We start from the raw sequence: 20,343 nt of genomic DNA on the forward strand, positions 1-20,343 counted from the left end.
CATTGCGACGTTACCAATCGTGGTTGGGGGATACTTCTTTGGCTGTGACATCGAAAATGGCGGTCATACGTTCTTTGCTCGTGGCGGCCATTCTGGCCTGCGGGTTACCGGCCTTTGCCGCCGGAATCGACGACCGTTTACAGGCGCAGAAGGCCGTTCTCGACAGCGCGCCTTCGCTGATACCCGGCCACCGGCTTGCGCTCGACACGGCCGCGATGGCGCAGGGCACCTTCGCATGGATCAGCGTGGCCGAGGACGGGTTCTACTCGCTTGATCTCTCCACCCCAGGCAGCTTGTTCCTGATGTATTTCCCCACCTCGGACGGGGGCTACGACGGCCGGAGCCGGCCCGTCGTCCTCAGCGAGGACGCCAGCAACGCCCGGTCCGCCCGGATAGGCCCGGTATTGTTGGCCGCCGGTCGGCGGTACCTCGTCGCCCCCGGCGGGACAGAAGCCGCCGAGCTTGCCTTGGCCTACGAAAGCGCTGCGCCGACGCGCGGCGCGCCCGGGCAAACGGCAAGCGGCGGCACCTGGCTCTTGTCCCCGGAGAGCAAGGATCTGAAGCTGCAGCTTGCGATCGGGGACGGGCCGCAGGTCATCGAAGTCGTCGGCGAAGGCGGTCTGGACCTGTCAGCCCGGCTCGACGGCCAACGGCTTCCGCCCGGGGGGCTGTATCCCTGGACAGGTGGCGCACAAGCCGAACTTCGCGTCACGCTGCCCGATCCGGGTGCGGCGAGGCCTCCGCTCGTCCTGCTGCGCGTCGCGGCCTTCGCCGGCAACCTCGACGAGGCCGAGCCGAATGACCGCGATCCAAACCAGCTCGACCCGGATACCGGTGCGACCGGGGTTCTGCTGGGCGGCGACACGGATATCTTCAAGTTCTCCCTTCGCGCCCCGCAGTCGCTGGAGATATCCATTGGCGGCGACGCCCTGTGGCCAAAATTCACTGCTGTCCTTTCGCGTGACGTCGATGGACGACCGGTCAAGGTTCTGACGCGGGAGTCGCGTCGCGGCGCCATCACGATGCCAGAGCTTGAGCTTGCGACCGGCGACTACCGGCTTGAAATACAGCGGCGAGACCAGACCCCGGATCCCGCGCCCTACCGGATCGCCGTGCGGACCGCCGCCGCGCCGGCGGCCGGCCGCGAGGTCGAGCCGAACGATACCGACCTCGTGGCGATGCCCTTGCCGGCCTCGGGCGCGGTCCGCGGAACCGCCTTGCCGGATGATCAGGACGTCTTTTCCTTCTCCGTGCCCGACGATACCGAGGACCATCTTTGGCGCGTGATCGCCCTCGATGCGCGCAAGCTTGAAGTTCGCGACCATGAGGGCAAGCAGATCGTCGGCCTCACAGCCGACGACCGGCGCACGACGGCGGACGGGCTGGCGCTTGTCCCCGGAACCTACCGCGTTCAAGTCGAGGCTGATGGGGACTACGCCCTCAAGGTAATGGACCTTGGCCCGCGCCCCGCGGGTTGGGAAAGCGAACCGAACGACACGCGGTTGACCGCCGGCCTGTTGCGCTTCGATACGCCGGCGCGCGGGACCTTTCACCATTCCACCGACGAAGACCTTTATCTCTTCACGCTTGCCGCGGCCGCGGATGTGGAGATCGCAATAACCCCGCCGCCAGAAGGCGCGACCTATGCAAGGCTGTTCCGTGACGGCCGCCAATGGGGTGGCGACATCGCCTTCGGCCCGGAGGATCCGACATACCGCTATCGCGCCCGGCTGCCGGGAGGCGAGTGGACGGTTCGCGTTGCAGCGCAGCGCGGTTCCGCGTGGAGCACCTATATCCTGAACCTCAGCCGTCTGCCTGCGCTGGCGGATGCCGAACCCGATGATGCCCCCGCGGCGGCCCGCGCGCTGCCACGAACGGGCGACGTCGCTTCGTCGGTCGGAGGTTTCGACCACGACGACCAGTACCTCGTGCCGCTTCCCGAAGGTTCGGGTGACGGAATTGTCGTATGCGACACAACCGGCGAGGCGATGCAATTCCGCGTCTACGATTGGCGGTTGAGAAAGGGAGAGCTGACCGGTGATCTGGTCACCGACGCGCGCGCGGGGCTCATGGGCTTCGCCTATACGCCAGAGACGGGCGGTGCGCTGCGGCTGGCGATGGAAAGCGGCAGGGGTCTTTCGCACTACGACTGCGCGATCCGCTTCCCGCCGGACGCCTGGCCCGCGGCCAGCCTGACGGAAGCGCCTGCGATGCTGCAACCGGGCCAGGCCGTGCAATTCGCAATCGGCCCCGACACAAGGCAACCAACCCTCGCGCTCGACCTGCCCGACGGCACCGCCGGGCTTGCCGGCTGCCGGTCGTCCGATGGCACGGCTCTCGGCGAGAACCTCGTGCAGATCGGCGGCGCGGAATATGTGCGAAACATCAGACCGGCCGGAATGGCGTGGCTAAGAGCACGGGGCAAGGCCGAGCTGCGCGGCCGATTTTCGTCCCTCGTCGAAGGGGAGCTTGTCACCTGCGCGCTCTTCACCACGGCGCACCTGAGGCGCCCGGCGGAAATGGGTCCAGCCGCGCCGTTCACCGTCCACGAAGAAGACGCGCCAGCCGGCGAACCGGTGGCGCCCCCGGCGCCCGGGATCGTGGACCTCCTGGCAAGGGAGGCGCCCGCGCACCAGCCGACCGGCGCGCTTCCGATCGGGATCGCCTTCGACGCGCCACCCGATCTCGCGGCCTACAACGACATGGGCCAGAGCCTGGCCTTTCCCGCGACCTTGACCAATACCAGCGAAACCGAACAGGCCCTCGACCTTTCGGTGCGGGCGACCGATGAGGGCTGGCACGCGGCGATCACGACCGAAACGCTCATTCTGGCGCCCGGTGCATCGGCAAGAGCGACGATAGAGGTCACGCTTCCCCCCTGGGCCACCCCCGTCACGGACCCGCACATCATTTTGCGCGCCGATGCGGCAGACGACTTCGCAGCGGCGATGACCGCGGTCCCCGTCGTGGCCGGGGCGATCCCGGTAAATCCGGGCCCTTACTGGCACGCACCCGACGCGCTTCGCGGCGGGCTCAACATGCTTCACTTCGGGCTGGGCGCGCGCGTCGTCGAAGCGGCAGGCAAGCCGTTGGATGACCGCGCACAGGAAAGGCTCGCGCCGCTTCACGATGGTCTCGCGCCGCACACCGCGGCGCCGACCATTGACCACCAGGTGGTGCTGCGCCTCGCGGCCCCGGCCGAACTTGCCGGCGCGATGGTTCAGCTGCGCGCCACCGCGGGGACGGAACGCTGGCCGGCCGAGGCCGTCTTCGAGATCTCGGTGAACGGCACGGATTGGCAGATGGCGGCCAGCATGGCGCTCGAGTCCATCCACGCGCCGCAATATGTGGTCTTCGACCGGCCGCGCCAGGCCGCCTATCTTCGCGCGACCTTCCCCAGCTGCAACCTGAAATGCAACGACACCCAGGTGCAGGAGCTTCAGGCCATCGCAACGCCGGGCGCCCACCCTGAAGGGCTGCCGCCTGTGAATGTTGCGAACGAAGCCCTCGGCGGCCATGTGATCTACGCCCTCCCCAGCCTCGACGGGGCCTGGAACAAGGGCATTCTGGTCGCCGGGGACCGCCAGTCGAACCCGCCGTGGAAGGCCGAGAACGGGGCGCAAACGGTCGTGCTGGGCTTCCACCAGGACCGGGCCGCGCTGCTCGACGCCGTTGTGTGGGTCGGACACCCCGCCGACGAGGCCCGGATAGAGACCGCGCGTGTCGAGGTCAGCACCGACAGCCCCGGCGGCCCGTGGACCGACATCGGCCTGCTGCCCGCTCCGCCGATTGGCGAGGAGCGCGCCGAGCTGCGTTTCAAGACCCCGGTCTGGGCGAGGTTCCTGCGCCTGACCTTCGCGACCGACCGGGCATCAAAGGCGACAGGCCCGGATGCGATCGAGGCGCTGGAAGCGCGCGGCACCTCTGTCCTCGCGCTTTGGGAAGACGACGTGCCGCGCGCCGCCTTCGAGGCGGTGTCCGGTGCCGCGACCAAAACCCACGCACTGCCGGTTGGGGGCGCTTCGCCAGCCGCCGCAGTCGACCTTCCGACGGGTGTCGCGATCGCGTCCTCGGCGCAAATAGAACGGAACGAGGATTGGTGGCGGGTCTTCGTACCCGAAGGACCGCCGCAGCAACTGACCCTGTCCTTCGCGGCGGCGGTCCCCGAGGTGGTTCCCGAACTTCAAACACCGGAAGGCACCGTCGTGCCGCTGGCAGCGTCACAGACCGGCGGACGGACCTATTCCGCGGTGCTGGTCCCCGGCGCCTACCTGCTGCGCGTGTTCGAGCCGCCGCGGTCCGTGGTGATCACCTGGGACACGTCGGGCAGCGTTTCTCCCTACATCCCCAAAACCGTCGCAGCGGTCCGCAGTTGGGCCAAGGCGCTGGTCCCTGGGCGCGATGCCCTGAACCTGCTGCCCTTCGGCGCGGCCGGGCCGATGCTCCCGGACTTTGCGGTGTCGCCCGAAGAGGTGGCCCCTGCCCTGCGCGACATGACCCCCGATGACTCGAGCGCCGCCGAAGACGCGATGATGATCGCCTCCCGCGCGCTCAAGACGCGCGATGGCGCGCGCGGTATCGTCGTGCTGACCGATGCCGAGGCCGGCTATCAGCGCGACCTCTGGCCCGCGCTGCTGGCTGCGCATCCCCGCGTCGTCTCCCTGTCGATCGACAGCAACGACCGGCAGAATGCGGCCATCATGATGGACTGGGCGACGGTCAATCGCGGCCATTTCCTGCGGGTGACGGGTCCGGCCGGGCTGGCGGATGGCCTGGACATGGCAGCGGCCCTGTTCCGCGCGCCCAAGCCCTATCGCCTGATCGCGATGCTGGAGCCGTATTCCGAACCGGAAGGCGAAGCCATGCTCTCGATCGAAGCGCTCGACGCGGATGCCTCGCCGGCCGGCGCGGTCGAGGTGATCCTCGATGCTTCGGGGTCGATGCTGGGCCGGATCGACGGCAGGCGCAGGATCGAGGTCGCCCATGATGCGCTGAAGCATCTGGTGACGGACGTCCTGCCGCCGGGTATTCCCTTCGCCTTCCGCGCCTTCGGCCTGAAGGAAGACGCCTGCCTCAACGAACTTCGACTGCCGCTGGCGCCGCTCGACCCCGCCAAGGCGGCGCGCAGCATCGGCAATGTGCCAGCCATCAACCTGGCGAAAACGGCCATCGCAGCGAGCCTTCTGTCGGCGGCCGAGGACCTGCGGGACGCCAGCGAACCGCGCGTCATCGTGCTTGTGACCGACGGGGAGGAGACCTGCGACGGTGACCCAGCTGCGGCCGTCGAGGCGCTTCGCGCCTCGGGGCTCGACATCCGGGTGAACATCGTCGGCTTTGCCATCGACGATGCCGTATTGGCCCAGACCTTCGCAGGCTGGGCGCAGGCCGGTGGCGGGAGCTATTTCGACGCCGGCAGCGCGGAAGCCCTGGCCGAGGCGATCTCGGGTGCACTCACGCCCCGGTTCGACATCGTGCGCCACCACATTGACGGCACGCAGGAACTGGTCGGCCGGATATCACCGGGCGAAGACGTGATCGTGCCCGCGGGACAGCTGGAAATCATCCCCCGTGCCGTCGCCAGCGGCGCTCCGATAACGGTCAAGCTGGCACCGGCCGAGGTCCTCGATCTGACTTACCAAAACGGAAGCGGGCTTGTCCCGCCGACCCGCTGAAACAGGAAGGCCCCATGAGCACATCAACTGTCGGCAAGAAACTGGCAATCGGACTGCTGGCCTCGGCCATGGCGGTGCTGTCGCCCGGCAGCGCAACATTTGCGCAAAGCGCGGCTGCCGACCTTGAGGCGCGGGTTCGGGCATTGATCGACGACGTCCGCGAAGACCGCAACGCTTTGGACCGCATCGCCTTCGACCTCGACGCCGTGCTCGAAGCGGCGGTCTGGGACGCCGATGAGATCATTGGCTTCGTCTCGCGCGAGATCGCCTACGAGCCCTATGCCGGCGCACTGCGCGGGGCGGACGGCACGCTCAGGTCGCGGGCGGGCAATGCGCTCGACACGGCGGTTCTGCTGGCCCGGCTGCTGGGTGATTCCGGTTTCCAGACGCGCATCCACTACGGCAGCCTCACCGCCGCAGATGCGGAGGCGCTGCTGGCACAGGCCCGCCCGCGCGCAGCGCTACCCCAGGATGACACCCCGCCGGTGGCCGACAGCGCACCCTTCGCCTACGCGGCCGAACAGGCCCGCTGGCTTGTCGGCGAACTGGACGCGGCGGGCATCAAGATTGGAGGACCCGATGCCGTGGCTTCGCTGAAAGCGGACGCTGCGGCCTACGCCTGGGTGGAATACCGGACGGCCCCGAACGACGAGTGGCAGGCCTTCTATCCGTTCTTCGAAACCCCTCCCGCGGTCGCGTCGGAAGGCTTTTCCAGCGGCGCGGTCCCCGAGGACAAGGTTCACACCGTCACGATCGAGATGCAGATCGAGCAACGTGTCGGCGAAAAGCGCACGGTCACGACCGTGGCCGGACCCTACACGCGCCCCGCGGCGAACCTCGACGGCGTGCTGATCGAGATCTACAACGCGCCGAATACTGTAACGCTCGACCGCTCTTCGGACGCGATGGCTACGGCGCTGGAAAGCGCCTCGATCTTCACGCCGGTGCTTGCCGGCGTGCCCGGCGTCAGGTCCTTTGACCTCACGGGGAACACGGTGGACACTGGCGCGCTCAGCATGGATGCTTTCGGTGCCAGCGCGTTCTTCAAGACGATCGGCGATGCGACCGAAAGGGCCGCAAACGCGCTGAGCGACCTCAGCTTCGGCAAGGCGGACGCCGGCGATGGCGACTTACGAGAGCTGACCGGAGTTTGGATTGCCTATACGTTCACCGCACCCGGCGGCCAGCGCCAGATCTGGCGGCGATCCCTGCTGGACCCCTTGCCCGAGGATCTGGATGCGGACGCCCGCCGCAATGCGCTGATCGCGCAGTTGACGGTACACCACAGCGCCATGGTCGCAACGGGACGTTTCTCCGGCGACTACGCCGCGCTGCGGGCCTATGACCGCCTGATCGAGACCGAACCGCTCTGGGACGTCTTTCTTGCCTCTTTCGAGGACAGGCAGGTCGCGATCTCGCCCCGTGACTGGCCGGGCGCGCCCGACCTTGCGCATATCGAGCTTTTCCGGCTTTTCGACCGGGCGACGGGATCTCTCGGCGCGGACCTCGTCTATCGGAACGCGCCCGCACTCATCGTCATCCGCAACGGTCTGAGCCGGGACGCGACGGTGTTCCACTCGGTCGATGTGGTGACCAATCCCCGGATGGCTCTCGACCTGTCCGGGGCTGTCCCTGTGCCAAATCCCGCCGCCGTGCTGCGGGCCGGCGTTTGGGACACTATGGCGGAGCGCCTCGTCGATCCCATTGCCGGCGATCCCGCCTCCGGCACCGGCACGATGTCCGTATTCGCCGCCGCGAAGCAGCAGGGGATCGGGTTTGACTGGTTGCGGGCCGCCAAAGAGACCGAGGCAGCACCGCTTGACCCCTCCGCCAAGGCCGCGCTCGCGCAAGACCTGGAAGCGGGCTTCGTGGCTTTGCTCCCAGTCGCCCGGCCCGAGGGGCTGGAGTATTCCGCGTGGTGGCGCGTCGATCCACAGACCGGAAATACCCTTGGGATGCTGTCGGACGGCCGCGGATCGGAGGTGACCGAGTATGTCACCGACCTGATCCTGACCGCCTACAGCCTCGTGAAGTCCCTCAAGCAATACGCCGATTGCGAACAATGGGGCAGCACGGAGGAAAAGGCCTGCTGCCTGGTCGAAGCGCACCTGAACAACGTCGGTGGCCTGGCCATGGGCGGCATTGTCGGCGGCGCTTTCGGGGGGGCAACGGCCCGGATGTGCGGGTCAATCGAACTTGTGCGGGACGCCAAGAAGGCGCTCTTCGAGCCGGAGCGGAAGGAAGAGCACTACAACTGCCGCATCAATCCCATGGAGAAGGACATAGACCCGAACGACGTGGTCGGCCCGGGCGGGATCATCGACCCGACCTACATGGGCTGCGGCGGCCTTACGGCCGAAAAGCCATAGCGACCACCCGGCCGACGGCCCGCATCAGCCGCGCAGCGAGGCCGCGATACTGTCGCCGACGGCCGCAAGCGTCGCGTTCCCGTGAGGCGACAGGGCCGTGGCCTCGATCCGGTACTTCCCGTTCGAGAGCCATATCTGGTGCAGCTCCACATCGCCCATGACCGTTCCGAAATCCATGAGCGATCCGCCGCCCTTGACCAGCCGACGGATCGAAAACCCGCGATAGCCGCCCGGGCGCGCGTCGTTCGGGACGGTTTCGAGCAGTTCCAGATTGGCCGCGGCAGACCACGGGTCGTTCCGCACCGTGTCGAGCGTCAGGGTCAGCGGTCCTGGCTGGATCGTCAGGGCGAAGCCAGCATCATGCGCGCCGGATGCCAGCAGCGCGTTCCACGAAGCTCCGACGGAGTAGGGTTTGCGCTCCGTCTCACGGATGAACCTGGGTAGCAGGGTGATACCGAACACCTTCAGCGGTCCGTCATTCTTCGTCCAGGCGGAAACGTCCCAGCCTTCGGGAAGGTCCACCGAAATGCCGCTTTCCCGGTGAACGTGACTTCCCCGCTCGGCCATACCGTCCGCGACGCCCGCTGGCGCGACCGCATCGGCTGCCGGGGCATCATCCTTCGCGAGATAGGCCTGGCCCGACGCAACCGCCGCATCCGTCATGCCCGACAACCAGTCCAGGATGCGCTGCCGGACCGCCTGCGGATCGCTCTGTCCGTAGAACCCGATCTTGGGACGGTCGGGACCGCGCCGCATCCATTCGGGCACCGAATGCTGCATGTCCTTGTCCCACGGCATCTCGCCCCAAAAGACGACCGTGCCATCCACCTTCACATCCTCGGGCGCGAAAGCGCCGGCGGGGACCGAGCGGATCAGCTTGTGGCCCAGTACCGACAGGATCCTGCGATCAGTGATCGCGTAGGACCAAAGCGCCCCGCGCCGTTGCCAGTTCGTCCAGAGGTTCAGTCCGCCGGCCGCCACTGCCGCCAGCGCCGGCACGACCTTCGCTGCGCCGGTGACCGTTGCCAGCATCGGAATGAAGCCATCGAGAAGACCGAGCCCGAGCGCGATGCCACCGAAGGCGAGAAAAATCGCCGGAGCGGTCTGTGCCGGAGAAAAGAAGGTGTCGGGGCGCGGCGCCCCCTGCCAGAGGACGCGCTCGTCCGGCGTGAGATGTGCCCTGATGCGAGGATCGATCAGATCGACGGAAGTCATGCACATATCCTATTGAAGCGTTGCGAACCGGGCAGGAATCACCGCACCCGGACAGTTGGCGGAAAGGCTGGCGGCAATCACTGGCGCTTGTTTGCGCAGAAGGTCGGTGGCCTCGGTGGGCGAAAGCCGCACACCATCGTGCTCCCCGTAGACACGGTCGAGCTCGGCGAGCGGTTCGGAGATATCGGGATCGGCAAAGTCGGCCGCCGCGAGTCCCAGCATTTTTCCTGCCTTGAGCGCGGCCACCCTCACCCGCCCGAGATCGACCGAGCCGACTTCGGCCCCGCTGTCGGCCTTGGTCAGAACCTTGTCAGCCAAAGTTACAAGAGCCCCAAGATCGGCGCAGACCTCTTCCGTGCCCGCCGATACCGGCAAGGATGGCGCCGTGCAAAGAACAGCGCAGACAGCCATCCACAAGCCCCACCCACGCCGCGCGGAGGTTCTGGCGTCCAGTCTTGCGTTCGCTTGTGCAGATCCCCTGACCGGCGTAGTCGCCTCAATGACAGCAGCTTTTCTCAACATGACCGATCCTTACCTGACTGCGGGGGGACTCGTGGCTGGGTGCTTTTCGCCCGGGCAGAGCCTCGAAAGATCCGGCGGATGCCGGGCACCTCGGCAGACCTTCACTCCTGTTCAGGTAACTCCACCCGGAAAGTCCCCTTGATCACGATGGATTTAGAGCGATCGGTCTCCAAGGACATCGCGTTCGCTCGGTAATAGACATTGGAATAGAACGATCCGCTCAGGAACATGGTCCCGTCTTCGACACGCAAGTCGTCGATCGTGACTGCCGAGTCCTCGTCGTCATTCGCCAGATACATGCTGACGTAGCCATTCTCGAGGTACTGAACTTCGATTTCGGATGCGTCCCAATCGTCTTCGGACCCGAGGGCGCTGAAATCAATAAGCAGGGCCCCGGGCACGTAATATGGATCGGCCTCTTCGGCGGATCCCCAGAGGGAGACATCGAACATCGTGCGCACCAGCTGGGTCCAGTCGCTGTTGCTGCTGCCCTCGCTGCCCAGAATGTACCAGACCCGGTCCTCGCCGTTCAGCGTGGCCCTGATTTCACCATAGGTGTCGGCTGCAATCGCGACATTCACCTGAGAAAAAAACGCTATAACAATGAAGAAGAGACGCACGGTAGGATGATCCCGAGTTGCTAATCCAACGAAGCGCCGCCACCGAGCGCCCTGATTTTTCTATTAGTCCAAGTCTGGCACCCGATCCATCGCGATATCGGCGTCAACCGGACTTTTCTGACGCCGATATCGCCGGCAAGCATCGGACCGAACCGATGCCGCCACAAACTGACCGCCTCGTGGCTGACGTCGATGCCGCGCTAAGCGCGGCGGACCCGAAAGCGGCGCCCAACGCGTCGCCCTGGGGCTCGAGATCTATACCTCGGAGAATGTCTGAGGCGCATATGGCCCGTTCGGTCGGCGGGTGATGAAGCGGGCAGCCCCACCGCCGTTCGCAGCGCGGATGCGCGGATGCGCGCATCGCGGTTCGGTTCTTCCCGGACAGGTGTCACCTCCGTTTGACCGTTCCCCAAGCGGCGGTAAGCTCAGCGGATAGAACCAGACGATTCCCCCGGGGGGGACATGAAGATAGACGACATTCCAAGATCCGGCAAAATCACATTCGCGCCCGATTATTCCTCAGCCGTCTTGGCCCAGGGCGAGGTCGTGAGCTTCACCCGATCTGAGGCGCGCGCGCTTGAGATTCTTACCCAGAACGGCAATCGCCTTCTGACGCGGGCCCGGCTGCTCGATGCGGTGGCGGGCGAAGGATCTGAAAGCAACGACCGGGCGATCGATTTCCTGATCAACCGGTTGCGGCGCAAGCTTTGCGACGACGCCCGCGATCCCAAGTACATCGCGACCCGCTACGGTGAGGGCTATGTCTGGATCGCCCCGGCGGATGCGCCGGCGGTCGACCTCGTGGATGCCGATTTCATTATCGGGCCGCTCCGCGGCCTCGACCAGATCGGCCAGTTTCGTGGCCTGGCCGAACAGTTTGCGAACGCCCTCTACAGGGCGGTCAAGTCGGATCTGCTGCCCGAACAGGTTGCCGTCTTCGCGCCCGACTGCCCGGCTACGTCCAACCTTTCCGGGCGCGTGACCTCGCGTTCGCTCGAGCTTACATTCTTTCTGGAGGCGCAGACCATCAACTGCGTCGCCACCTCGCGGGAGTTTCGCACGGGCCGGGTTCTGGCCGTGCGCCGCGTCACCCTGGACAGCGAGACGGTCTGCGACCCGAACATGGCGGCCGCATCCGCCCTCGCAACCTTTCTGGCGCGCGAATCCTGGCACGCACTGGCCATCCGTCCTGAGGCGGAAGGTCCGCTGGCCCTGGCGATGTACAACGCGACCTCGTTCCGGGATGTCGATCCTGGCCAGGCTACCGACAGCAATCACAAGCTGCAAAGAAGCGTCTCGATACAGGAGGCCCGGAACATTGCCTACTGGAAGCAAACCAAAGGGCACCTGAAAGCCCTGCGCGCGGCGAACCCGGACGACCCAACGCTCAAGCTCTTGTACGCGACCCACCTCCATACGAAATATGTGCTTACAAGCTACCAGCTTTTCACGGATGGCGTGGACGAGCGGGCGGAGGACGAAGATGCGATCGAGGCTCTGGTTCTCGAAGCGCTTCCGGCTATTTACGATCAACCGGAATACTTGATCACCGCGGCCAAGCTCCTGCATTTCCTGGGCCGGGGCTATTCGAGCCTTGCCCGCGAGATCGCGGAGGATGCCTATCGCAGATGCATGTCCGTCGCCGGGTCGCTGACAGTGATCGGCCAGCTTCGCGCCTTTGGAGGAGAGTTCGACTCCGCCGTGGCCTGCTTTGATCAGGCGCTCAACCTCGTCAAGCCCGGTTCGGCCGCGCACCGCTACAAGCTGGCGATCAAATGCCAAGCCCTGGTTGCGGCGGGGGATTACGACCGGCTGAAAAGCACCAAGCAGGAACTTTACGCGCTGTCGCCGCTTATCGCGCTGTTCTTCGAACCAGTGCTCGCTGACCCCGAGAACCTCTCCTTTCGCGCGAAGGCCGCGACGTTGGCGCTGACGCGGGCGCGGGCCCGGGGGCTATTGATGTATACCTACTATCTTTCGGCACGGCAGTTCAGCAACCCGGTTCACCGCGACAGGCTGATGCACTCACTGCTCAAGCTGCTGATACGGCGGTTCGGCGCCGGGATCGTCCCCGACGAGGTTGCCCGCGCCTGTCCTGACCTGATGGCGCTGCTGGTGCAACGCTGAGCCTGGGCGTTTTGGCCGCTTACAACAATTCTGCTAGAATCACCACTTAGACGGGAACGGTCGATGATGGCGCGGCCGGCTGGGTTGCGTGCCGGACGCGGCGGTCGGACCCGAAGGCATTTCCGCCTCCGGACGAGATCACGAAGTACCTGCCCGTGAGCAAATCCTCTTCCTGGATGTTTCCGTCGCCGCGGGCAGGTACTCCCCATCCCGCAGAGACTTCACCTCAGTGTTCGAAGTCGAAGACGATTTCCCGCACCGTGTTCAGCTTGACGTTGCAGCCGTAGCGCCGCGAACTATTGCGCGCGGCCCGGTCGATCGCCGCGCGCCCCCCAGCTCGCCCCTTGGCGGGAGACGCAGCGCGTCACGTATTCGTTCAGCGTCTCGTCGATCTTGAGCCCAGTGGAGGCGTGGTTGGCCACCCCTGCTTTGAGGATGATATTGAGCGCGAGCGCAAGCAGCGTCGCCAGCGGACCTTGTTGCACAAATCGGCTAAGATCCGGGCTTCCCCTTCCCCCGGACGGATTTAACCTACGGCCACTGTGACGGGTATGCCAAGCGCGGTGTAGCCGTTCAACACGGCGGTGCGAACCTGCATCGCCGCGACCTTGCGATCGAATTCTCGAGCCATCAATGACCGACCAAGCAGCTTGATGCAGTTCATCTTGGACTCGACACGGCTCCGGCGGTGATAATCACTCCATCGTCGCCAGATAGCGCAGCCCAGGTACTTTGCGTCCGCATAGCTTCGTTGCGTGCTACGGCGCGCGGGCTCGTCGGCTTCCATGGCTTGGTGTTTTTGCGGGGCGGGATGGCAGCGGCGGCGTTTCGAGTGGCAATTGCTTCGTGGCCCTTTCGGGTGTCATAGGCGCCGTCGGCGGTGACCCTACCGATCTCCTGATCAGGCGGGATCTGGTCCAGAAGTTCTGGCAACACGGGCGCAGCACCAATGTTGCTGCCCGTGATCTCGGCCGCCCGGACCTCCAGCGTTTCCTCGTCGATCCCGAAGTGTACCTTGGGCCAGATACGTCGTTTCGCACCGCCGTGCTTGCGGGCATTCCATCCCCCTTCACCTTCGGCCTTTAACCTGAGCAGATTCCGCTGGGTCGATACAGAAGATTGCCCAGCTGCAATCGCCCGGAACGAAACTTTGTCCGCCACCAGGCGCTACGGTAGGGTGTTCTGGAAACGCCGGACCGGATACCGCGCCCGCAGCCGGATTGAGGCGAAGATGCGCTGCCTGAAGTCCTTCGGCGAAGGCATCGCCACAAGAGCCCCCGACCGCCAGACCGCTGAGATCCACATCCGCATCGCCCTAATGAACCGCTTCAACGCCTCGGCACCGCCAAGATCGTCCGCGTCGCCTGAACATGTAGGGGAAAGGGGCTGTCGCGCCTCAAGCCGCCTTTCTGCGACAATGCCCCGGGCAATCGCTGCCGGGCAGTCTTCTTTCCAGGGGCGCCCGTTTTTGCGGATGGGGATGATCGGAGCAGCAGGGCGGTCGAGGATGGCAGTATGGCAGCGGCAGGTGTCATAGGCCCCGTCGGCAGTCACCGTGCCGATGTCTTCGCCTTCTGGGATCTGGTCGAGCAGGTCCGGCAGAATGGGGCTGTCGCCGTCACTGCTGGAGGTGAACTCCACCGCTCGGATATCGGAGGTGGCCGGGTCCATGGCCAGATGGACCTTGCGCCATTGGCGTCGTCGTTGCGCGCCGTGCTTGCGCGCCTGCCATTCGCCATCGCCGATAAACTTGATGTCCCTCGCCGGTTCGCTCGAACCGGTGGCGCTTACCGGCTCGATGTCGACCAGCAGAGTCAGAGGGCCATCAGCGCGCCGACAAGGGATCTGGACGGCCAGCGTCTTCTGTCGTCGGCACAAGGTGGTGTAGCCAGGCACCGCCCAGCCGAAGGTTCGCCATCTTGAGCAGGCGGGCCACCATCCCGGCGGCCTGACGTGAGAGGAGCTTGAACAAGGCCTTGATCGACAGGCAGAATTGAATGGCGACATCGGAAAACACCGCTGGCCGTCCAGGCCGCCCGGCACGCGGCGCGAGCCAGGCCATCTCTTTGTCGCCCCAGATCAGCAGCGACCCGCGCTTCCTGAGCGCATCGTTGTAGGTGGACCAGTTCGTCGTGCGGGAGCGGGCGGGCTTGGTCTTGCTCATCCAGCTCCTCTAACCGCATGGTTTCCCGATGTGAATCCTTCAACGGTTGGGTTCTGCAACATGTATAACCGCCCCATGCGCAAGAGGGATTTTGAGCTGTTTTGGCGCGCTGTCGGGTGCTGACATGTATCCGGCCTCAGATGCGGCCATCGTCATGCCGCGGGTCCGCACGGAGTTCGCGGATCAGGTCCCAAATCAACGCCGCGTGCTCAATGGCACTTTGTTGCAGACTGGTTCCTCTGATCCCGTCTCATGACCGTTGCGCCAAGCCGCTCGTTGTCCTCTTTCGCTCCGACGTCCTCTCGACCGACGGTCGGCTTATGCCGCCGCGGTCGGAGACTGGTAGATGCCGCCCCGGGCCATCAGCGCCCAGACGATACGCGCCATCTTGTTCGCCAGTGCCACGCGCACCAGCATCGGCGGCTTGCGCGTCAGCATCCCGCCCAGCCAGGTGCCCGGCCGCGCCGCGGCGTGGACGTGGCGCTTGATGATGGCGCTGTTCGCACCGATGATCAGCAGGCGCCGGAGCGAGCGCTCCCCCATCTTTGTGGTGGTGCCGAGCCGCTGCTTGCCGCCGGTCGAGTGCTGCCGCGGCGTGAGGCCAAGCCATGCCGCAAAATCCCGAGCCTTGCGGAACATCTCGGGCGGCGGCGCCAGAACCGCGAGGGCCGTGGCGATCAGCGGCCCGATCCCCGGCACCGTCATCAGCCGGCGGGCCACCTCGTTCTTCCTCGCGCGCCCCTCGATCTCGGCATCAAGCTTGCCGATCTCAGCCTCCAGCTGCATCAGTGCCGCGACCAGCACCATGAGCGTGGGGATGGCATCGGCAGGCAGACCGCTTTCTGGGGCTTCTACAATTGCAATCAGCTTTGACGCGTTGGCCGCGCCCTGCGGCACGATCTTCCCGAACTCGCCCAGATGCCCTCGCAAGGCATTGATGGCTTGGGTCCTCTGCCGGATCAAAAGCTCACGGATGCGAAAGACCATCGCCGCGCCTTGGGTCTCCTCGCTCTTCACGGGCACGAAGCGCATCGTGGGGCGCGTCGCCGCTTCGCAGATCGCCTCGGCATCGGCCATGTCGTTCTTCTGGCGCTTGACGAAAGGCTTCACGTAAGCGGGAGGGATGAGCCTGATCTCATGGCCCAGTTTGCCGATCTCGCGGCCCCAGAAATGCGCCCCCCCCCACAGGCTTTCATAGCGACAATGCAACGCGGAAGATGGCCGAAGAACGCCAGCACCTGGTCCCTCCTCAGCTTCTTGCACAGCACCGTGCGGCCCGAGGCATCAGCCCCGTGAACCTGAAACACATTCTTCGCCAGATCGAGTCCGACCGTGATCATCTCCGGCAGGACCGCTCTCCTTTGTGGATCATCGCAGACCCACCTTGGCACACCGATGCCGTCGGGGGGCAGTCACACCATCAACGCGCGGTCAGTCGAGCAGTTCCCAGGTGACCGAGACACTTGCGGACACCGTCAGTTCCCCCGCGGCGACAGGCACCGGCGCGGCGGCGCGCTCGAACGCGACGCCCCCCATGCCGCCGATCGGCATGGCCACGCGGCCCTCGCTGATCGCGACAATCCGGCCCAGACGGGTCCCCGCGGCCTCGGCCAGGAGGCTCGCCTTGCGCTCCGCGTCCGCGAGGGCCGCAATCCGCGCCTCGTCCCCCTTGGCCTCGGCGTCCTCAAGCCCGAAGTAGACGCCGTTGACGGTATTAGCCCCCTCGCCCACCACCGCATCGAGGAGCGCGCCCAGCCCATCGAGGGCGCGGACCTTCACCGTGACCATGTTGGAGGCCTGGAAACCGGTCAGCACCGGGCCCCGACCCTCGCCCGACGAGGAATAGTCATAGACCGGCCCCAGGGACAGGCCGTTGGTCTGCACGTCTCGCTCCTCGATCCCCGCCGAGGCCAGCCGCGCCAGAACCGCCGCGATGGCCGCGCTGTTGGCGTCGAGCGCGTCGCGCGCCGTCGGCCCGCTGGTCGCCACGCCGAGCGATACGGTCGCCATGTCGGGAAGGGCGGCTGCCGCCCCCTCACCGGTGACGGAAATGACCGGCCTGGCCTCATCGGCAAAGGCCGGGGTCGCGAGCAGCAGGGCGGAAAAGAACAAGGGCAATAGGCGCATGAAAACCTCCTTTGGTTCTGCGGATCTTCAGACCTAGGACGCGCGTCGCAAGGCATTCCTTGGCGTCGCCGCTTTCCATGGGCGGATTTCTGCTTTAGGAGGAAATTGCGGAACCCGTCCGTTCCGGTGCCCGCGAAGTAATGGTAGACGCACGGCATGAAACCCGGTTTTGCGCTTTCTCTGTCGGACGAACGGATCGACCTTCTTGCCAGGACGCCGGAGGGATGGGCGCATCTGGGCGCGGCCGATCCAGCCTCCGGGGACCTGCCCACGCAGATGGCCGCACTGCGCGCCATCGCAGGGGCCCGTGCGCCTGAAGGGGTTCAGACCAAGCTGATCCTGCCCGCAAGCCAGGTTCTTTACGCCGAAATCGCCGCCCCCGGACCCGACGACGCCAGCCGCCGCGCGCAGATCGCCGCCGCGCTTGAAGGCTGCACGCCCTACCGGGTCGAAGAACTGGTCTTCGACTGGTCGGGTAAGGGACCGCTTCTCAAGGTCGCCGTGGTCGCGCGCATGACCTTGGACGAGGCCGAGGGATTCGCAGAGGAATTCGACTTCGCGCCACTGTCCTTCGTGACCGTTCCCGGCGAGGATCAATTCGCGGGCGAACCCTTCTTTGGCGCGACCAAGCGCCAGGCAAGCCACATGCCCAAGGGCGCCCGGCTGGACCGTGACCGGGAGCCCATGCGGTTCGGCGCACCGCCCCTCGGCGTTCCGGCTGTCGACGTTCCGGCTGTCGATGGCAGCGCCCAGCCTGCGGCCGAGGAAACGGCACCCGCCACCGCCGATACGGCGTCGCCCGACGACGACACGGCAAGCGCCCCCCCCTTGCCCGCCACCGAAATGGTCGCGGAAGGGGCGAGCGACGCCAAGGCCGTAGAGCCGGACAGTGCGGACCGGGAAAAGCCGCAAGGGGACGAAGCCCCCTTCGCCGAGATCCCGGACGACGGAGATATCTTCCCGGTCGGCGACGACGACTGGATCGCCACAGAGCCCACCACGAGCGAACCCGTCGAGCCCGACGGCGCATCAGAACTGAAGGACAGCGCCGAGTCCCTCCCGAAAGGCGTGGACCCGGTGCCGGGCTTCACGTCGCATCGCTCCGCTGGCGTGGCGGGCGCGGATGGCAGCCGGATCGAAAACATCGCGTCCCGTATACAGATGGCGGCGGCAGGCACGGCACCGCGTGCCACCCGCGCCGTACCGGGCCCCGCGCGCCCATTGCAGCCGCCAGCGCCCATGCGCGCGCCTGCCCCGGCCCTGTCGCGGGAGGATGCAATCGCGGCGGGCAGCACCCTGACGCGCGGTCTCGACCGGGTACGCGCGCCGGCGGGGATGGCAGAACTCGAAACACGACAGCGTCAGGCGCGGCGGCGGATGCGCCATGCGACGGCGGTGGCGGCTGCGCTTTTCGTGGCGATTGTCGGTCTGTGGTGGTGGTATTTCGAAACCCAGCCTGTCCAGCCGACAGCTTCCGCGCCGGTCGCGTCGGCGCCTGAAGCGCCGACCGAAGACCTGGCCACGCAGCAACCGGCCGAGCCCGGTCCGCCCCCCGCCTCGGAGGCACAAGCCGCCGACGAACCCCCAGCCCAAGTACCCGCAAGCGAAGCGCCCACGGCCCAAGACCCGGCCTCCGCCGCGCTGGAGCCCCTGCCCGCGAAGCCCGGCGAGCTGGCGCCCCAACCGCCAGTGCTTTCGCCGGTGCTTGCGTCCAAACCGACGCCGGACGCCGCGGAGGGTCGTCCCGCCGCCGGTTCCGAGCGGGCTGTGACCGCGCCTGCCGCTGCGGCACTCGACCAAGCCGCGACCGAGGGTCAGGACCCGGCACCGGCGGCCCAACCGCTGCCAACCGCCTTCGAGTCGCTCCGCCGCTTCGACAGCGCGGGCAACGTCATCCCGACGGCGGAGGGCGTGCGCATGGCGGAGGGCTTCACCCTTTATGCCGGCCGCCCGAACAACGCGCCGCCGCAGCGTCCCGAGGCGATCGAGGCGCTGGCGGCTGCGCTGGCGCCAACCCTTCCCGACGCGGCGAGCCTTTCCGATGCCGCGCCTGCGCCCGAAACGCCTGCCACCACCGACCCTGCGTCGCCCGAGGCTGATGCCGGTCCCCAGCCCGCTGAATTGACCAGCGCGACGAAGCGCCCCGTGGCACGGCCCGCCTCGATCGTCCCGCCCGCCGAGCCCGGCGCGCCCTCTGCGGCCCCCGTGACGGAACAAGGAACGGAGGCCGCCAGCCCCGAGGACGAGGCGACCGCCGCGCCCGAACCGGACCCGCGCACGGCCGGGACGCGCCCTGTTGGACGCCCCGCCGCCATCGAGGCCGCCGCTGCCGAAGCGGCGACTGAACCTGTGCAGAGCGATGCTGTACAGACGGCCTCCCGCTACGCGGTGGCGACGTCGCCGCGCCCCTCAGCCCGGCCCGAAAAGCTGACCCGCGGCGTCGATAACAGCGCGGTCGAGGCTGCCCTGGCCGCGGCGCTCGCCGATGCCTCTGCCGCCGTTGAAACCGCCCCCAATGTCGCACCGGACGAGATCGACGAACCGGAACCCGAATCCGCGGCGCCTGACATTCCGACCAAGGCCAATGTCGCGAAGCAGGCCACCATCGCCAACGCGATCAACCTTGGTGAACTGAGCCTGATCGGAATCTTCGGCCCTGCCTCGAAACGCCACGCGCTCGTCAGGACGTCGAAAGGCAAGATCCTGAACGTCGCCATTGGCGACAAGTTGGATGGCGGAAAGGTGTCCGCGATTGGCGACGGCCAGCTGTCCTACACCAAGGGCGGCAAGACCTATGTTCTGAAAATGACGGACAAGAGCTGATCCCCAGGCCCGTGGGGCCGTCGATGTTGCAAAACGTCTAGAACCGGCGTCTCGCTCGCGTCCAACCGGCTTGGAAGAAGCGGCTTTGTCATGAGAGCTCCGGCGACCGCAGGAGGCGCGCGCCTTGCAATTCAAGGCGCATTTCCTGCGCCTTTCACGGATATGTTGCGGGATTGTAATGAAAATTTGCTGGCATGGCGCGCAAACCGCGCGCTATGATGGAAACAAATGCAAATTTCACGCATCTCACTTGATGAAACCGATGTTCGCCTGCTTACCGCATTGCAGCGCGATGCGCATTTGACCGCGCAGGAACTGGGCGAGGCGCTCAACCTGTCCCCAAGTCAGGCGGGGCGGCGCCGTCAGAGGCTTGAGGCGGAGGGACTGATCGCCGGCTATGCAGCCCGGCTCGATCCGACCAAACTCGGCCTGTCGGTGCAGGCGTTCGTCCAGGTCCGTATGGCCAGCAACGGGGCCGAGACCTTGGACAGTTTTTCCCGCCTCGTGCGCACCCGGAAGGAAATCATATCGGCCTGGACCCTGACGGGTGAGGCCGATTACCTTATGCGTGTCTATTGCGAGGATCTCTCCACCCTTAACCATCTGATCCATCAGGTGCTTCTGGTTCACCCCGCGGTCGCGCGGGTGCAGAGCCAGATCGTGATGGATCAGTTCAAACCCGACGCCCCCCTGCCCGTCTGAGA

10 protein-coding genes and 4 pseudogenes are annotated in these 20,343 nt (G+C 66.3%); 6 read left to right on the forward strand and 8 right to left on the reverse strand.

Annotated elements, in window-relative coordinates; all coding sequences use genetic code 11:
• Window positions 1-56: 56 nt before the first annotated feature.
• Together OE647_RS10385 and OE647_RS10390 are read left to right on the forward strand one after the other, a co-directional pair.
• Window positions 57-5,672: a VWA domain-containing protein gene (locus OE647_RS10385; protein ID WP_263721655.1), complete on the forward strand. Its 5,616-nt coding sequence runs from the start codon at window positions 57-59 to the stop codon at window positions 5,670-5,672.
• 14 nt (window positions 5,673-5,686) lie between these two features.
• Entirely contained in the window at window positions 5,687-8,041 is a 2,355-nt protein-coding gene (locus OE647_RS10390) for a transglutaminase domain-containing protein (RefSeq protein WP_263721656.1), read from the forward strand.
• Window positions 8,042-8,065: 24 nt separating this feature from the next.
• Here the strand turns inward: OE647_RS10390 and OE647_RS10395 are convergent, their stop codons facing one another.
• The 3 genes from OE647_RS10395 to OE647_RS10405 form a co-directional block, all read right to left on the reverse strand.
• A complete protein-coding gene (locus OE647_RS10395) occupies window positions 8,066-9,256 on the reverse strand; it encodes a hypothetical protein (RefSeq protein WP_263721657.1) in 1,191 nt (396 codons plus the stop codon).
• 9 nt (window positions 9,257-9,265) lie between these two features.
• Window positions 9,266-9,667: a hypothetical protein gene (locus tag OE647_RS10400; RefSeq protein WP_263721658.1), complete on the reverse strand. Its 402-nt coding sequence runs from the start codon at window positions 9,665-9,667 to the stop codon at window positions 9,266-9,268.
• 212 nt (window positions 9,668-9,879) lie between these two features.
• On the reverse strand, window positions 9,880-10,398 hold the full coding sequence (locus tag OE647_RS10405) for a hypothetical protein (protein WP_263721659.1): 519 nt from the start codon (window positions 10,396-10,398) through the stop codon (window positions 9,880-9,882).
• Between the two features lie 462 nt (window positions 10,399-10,860).
• Between OE647_RS10405 and OE647_RS10410 the strand changes: the two genes are divergently transcribed.
• Complete coding sequence (locus tag OE647_RS10410; RefSeq protein ID WP_263721660.1) at window positions 10,861-12,525, forward strand: winged helix-turn-helix domain-containing protein; 1,665 nt, start codon at window positions 10,861-10,863, stop codon at window positions 12,523-12,525.
• A 296-nt stretch (window positions 12,526-12,821) separates the two neighbouring features.
• On the opposite strand, the gene OE647_RS10415 is transcribed toward OE647_RS10410, so the two are convergent.
• Window positions 12,822-13,010, reverse strand: a complete 189-nt coding sequence (locus OE647_RS10415) for a hypothetical protein (protein WP_263721661.1) — start codon at window positions 13,008-13,010, stop codon at window positions 12,822-12,824.
• Window positions 13,011-13,051: 41 nt separating this feature from the next.
• A pseudogene (locus OE647_RS10420) lies at window positions 13,052-13,611 on the reverse strand (IS5 family transposase); the annotation flags it as partial.
• Window positions 13,612-13,639: 28 nt separating this feature from the next.
• Here OE647_RS10420 and OE647_RS10425 point away from each other — a divergent pair.
• Window positions 13,640-13,893: pseudogene (locus OE647_RS10425) on the forward strand (IS5/IS1182 family transposase); the annotation flags it as partial.
• 54 nt (window positions 13,894-13,947) lie between these two features.
• Here the strand turns inward: OE647_RS10425 and OE647_RS10430 are convergent.
• The 3 genes and pseudogenes from OE647_RS10430 to OE647_RS10440 form a co-directional block, all read right to left on the reverse strand.
• Window positions 13,948-14,689 (reverse strand): annotated as a pseudogene (locus OE647_RS10430) (IS5 family transposase); the annotation flags it as partial.
• A 318-nt stretch (window positions 14,690-15,007) separates the two neighbouring features.
• A pseudogene (locus tag OE647_RS10435) lies at window positions 15,008-16,038 on the reverse strand (IS110 family RNA-guided transposase).
• Between the two features lie 82 nt (window positions 16,039-16,120).
• A complete protein-coding gene (locus OE647_RS10440) occupies window positions 16,121-16,816 on the reverse strand; it encodes an SIMPL domain-containing protein (protein WP_263721662.1) in 696 nt (231 codons plus the stop codon).
• Between the two features lie 156 nt (window positions 16,817-16,972).
• Between OE647_RS10440 and OE647_RS10445 the strand changes: the two genes are divergently transcribed.
• Window positions 16,973-19,639 (forward strand): hypothetical protein, encoded by a 2,667-nt coding sequence (locus OE647_RS10445; RefSeq protein ID WP_263721663.1) that lies wholly within the window; start codon window positions 16,973-16,975, stop codon window positions 19,637-19,639.
• A gap of 228 nt (window positions 19,640-19,867) precedes the next feature.
• Window positions 19,868-20,341 carry an Lrp/AsnC family transcriptional regulator gene (locus OE647_RS10450; RefSeq protein ID WP_263721664.1) on the forward strand — a complete coding sequence of 158 codons (474 nt, stop codon included), beginning with the start codon at window positions 19,868-19,870 and terminating at the stop codon, window positions 20,339-20,341.
• Window positions 20,342-20,343: the final 2 nt, after the last annotated feature.

This window comes from Albidovulum sediminicola (genome assembly GCF_025751575.1).
Taxonomy (GTDB): Bacteria; Pseudomonadota; Alphaproteobacteria; order Rhodobacterales; family Rhodobacteraceae; genus Albidovulum; species Albidovulum sediminicola.

Excerpts from the sequence above, each read along its gene's own strand:
- OE647_RS10440 (WP_263721662.1), bottom strand. The coding sequence starts at position 16,816 with ATGCGCCTATTGCCCTTGTTCTTTTCCGCCCTGCTGCTCGCGACCCCG.
- OE647_RS10395 (WP_263721657.1), bottom strand. The coding sequence starts at position 9,256 with ATGACTTCCGTCGATCTGATCGATCCTCGCATCAGGGCACATCTCACG.
- OE647_RS10445 (WP_263721663.1), top strand. The coding sequence starts at position 16,973 with ATGAAACCCGGTTTTGCGCTTTCTCTGTCGGACGAACGGATCGACCTT.
- OE647_RS10390 (WP_263721656.1), top strand. The coding sequence starts at position 5,687 with ATGAGCACATCAACTGTCGGCAAGAAACTGGCAATCGGACTGCTGGCC.
- OE647_RS10385 (WP_263721655.1), top strand. The coding sequence starts at position 57 with ATGGCGGTCATACGTTCTTTGCTCGTGGCGGCCATTCTGGCCTGCGGG.
- OE647_RS10400 (WP_263721658.1), bottom strand. The coding sequence starts at position 9,667 with ATGGCTGTCTGCGCTGTTCTTTGCACGGCGCCATCCTTGCCGGTATCG.
- OE647_RS10450 (WP_263721664.1), top strand. The coding sequence starts at position 19,868 with ATGCAAATTTCACGCATCTCACTTGATGAAACCGATGTTCGCCTGCTT.
- OE647_RS10410 (WP_263721660.1), top strand. The coding sequence starts at position 10,861 with ATGAAGATAGACGACATTCCAAGATCCGGCAAAATCACATTCGCGCCC.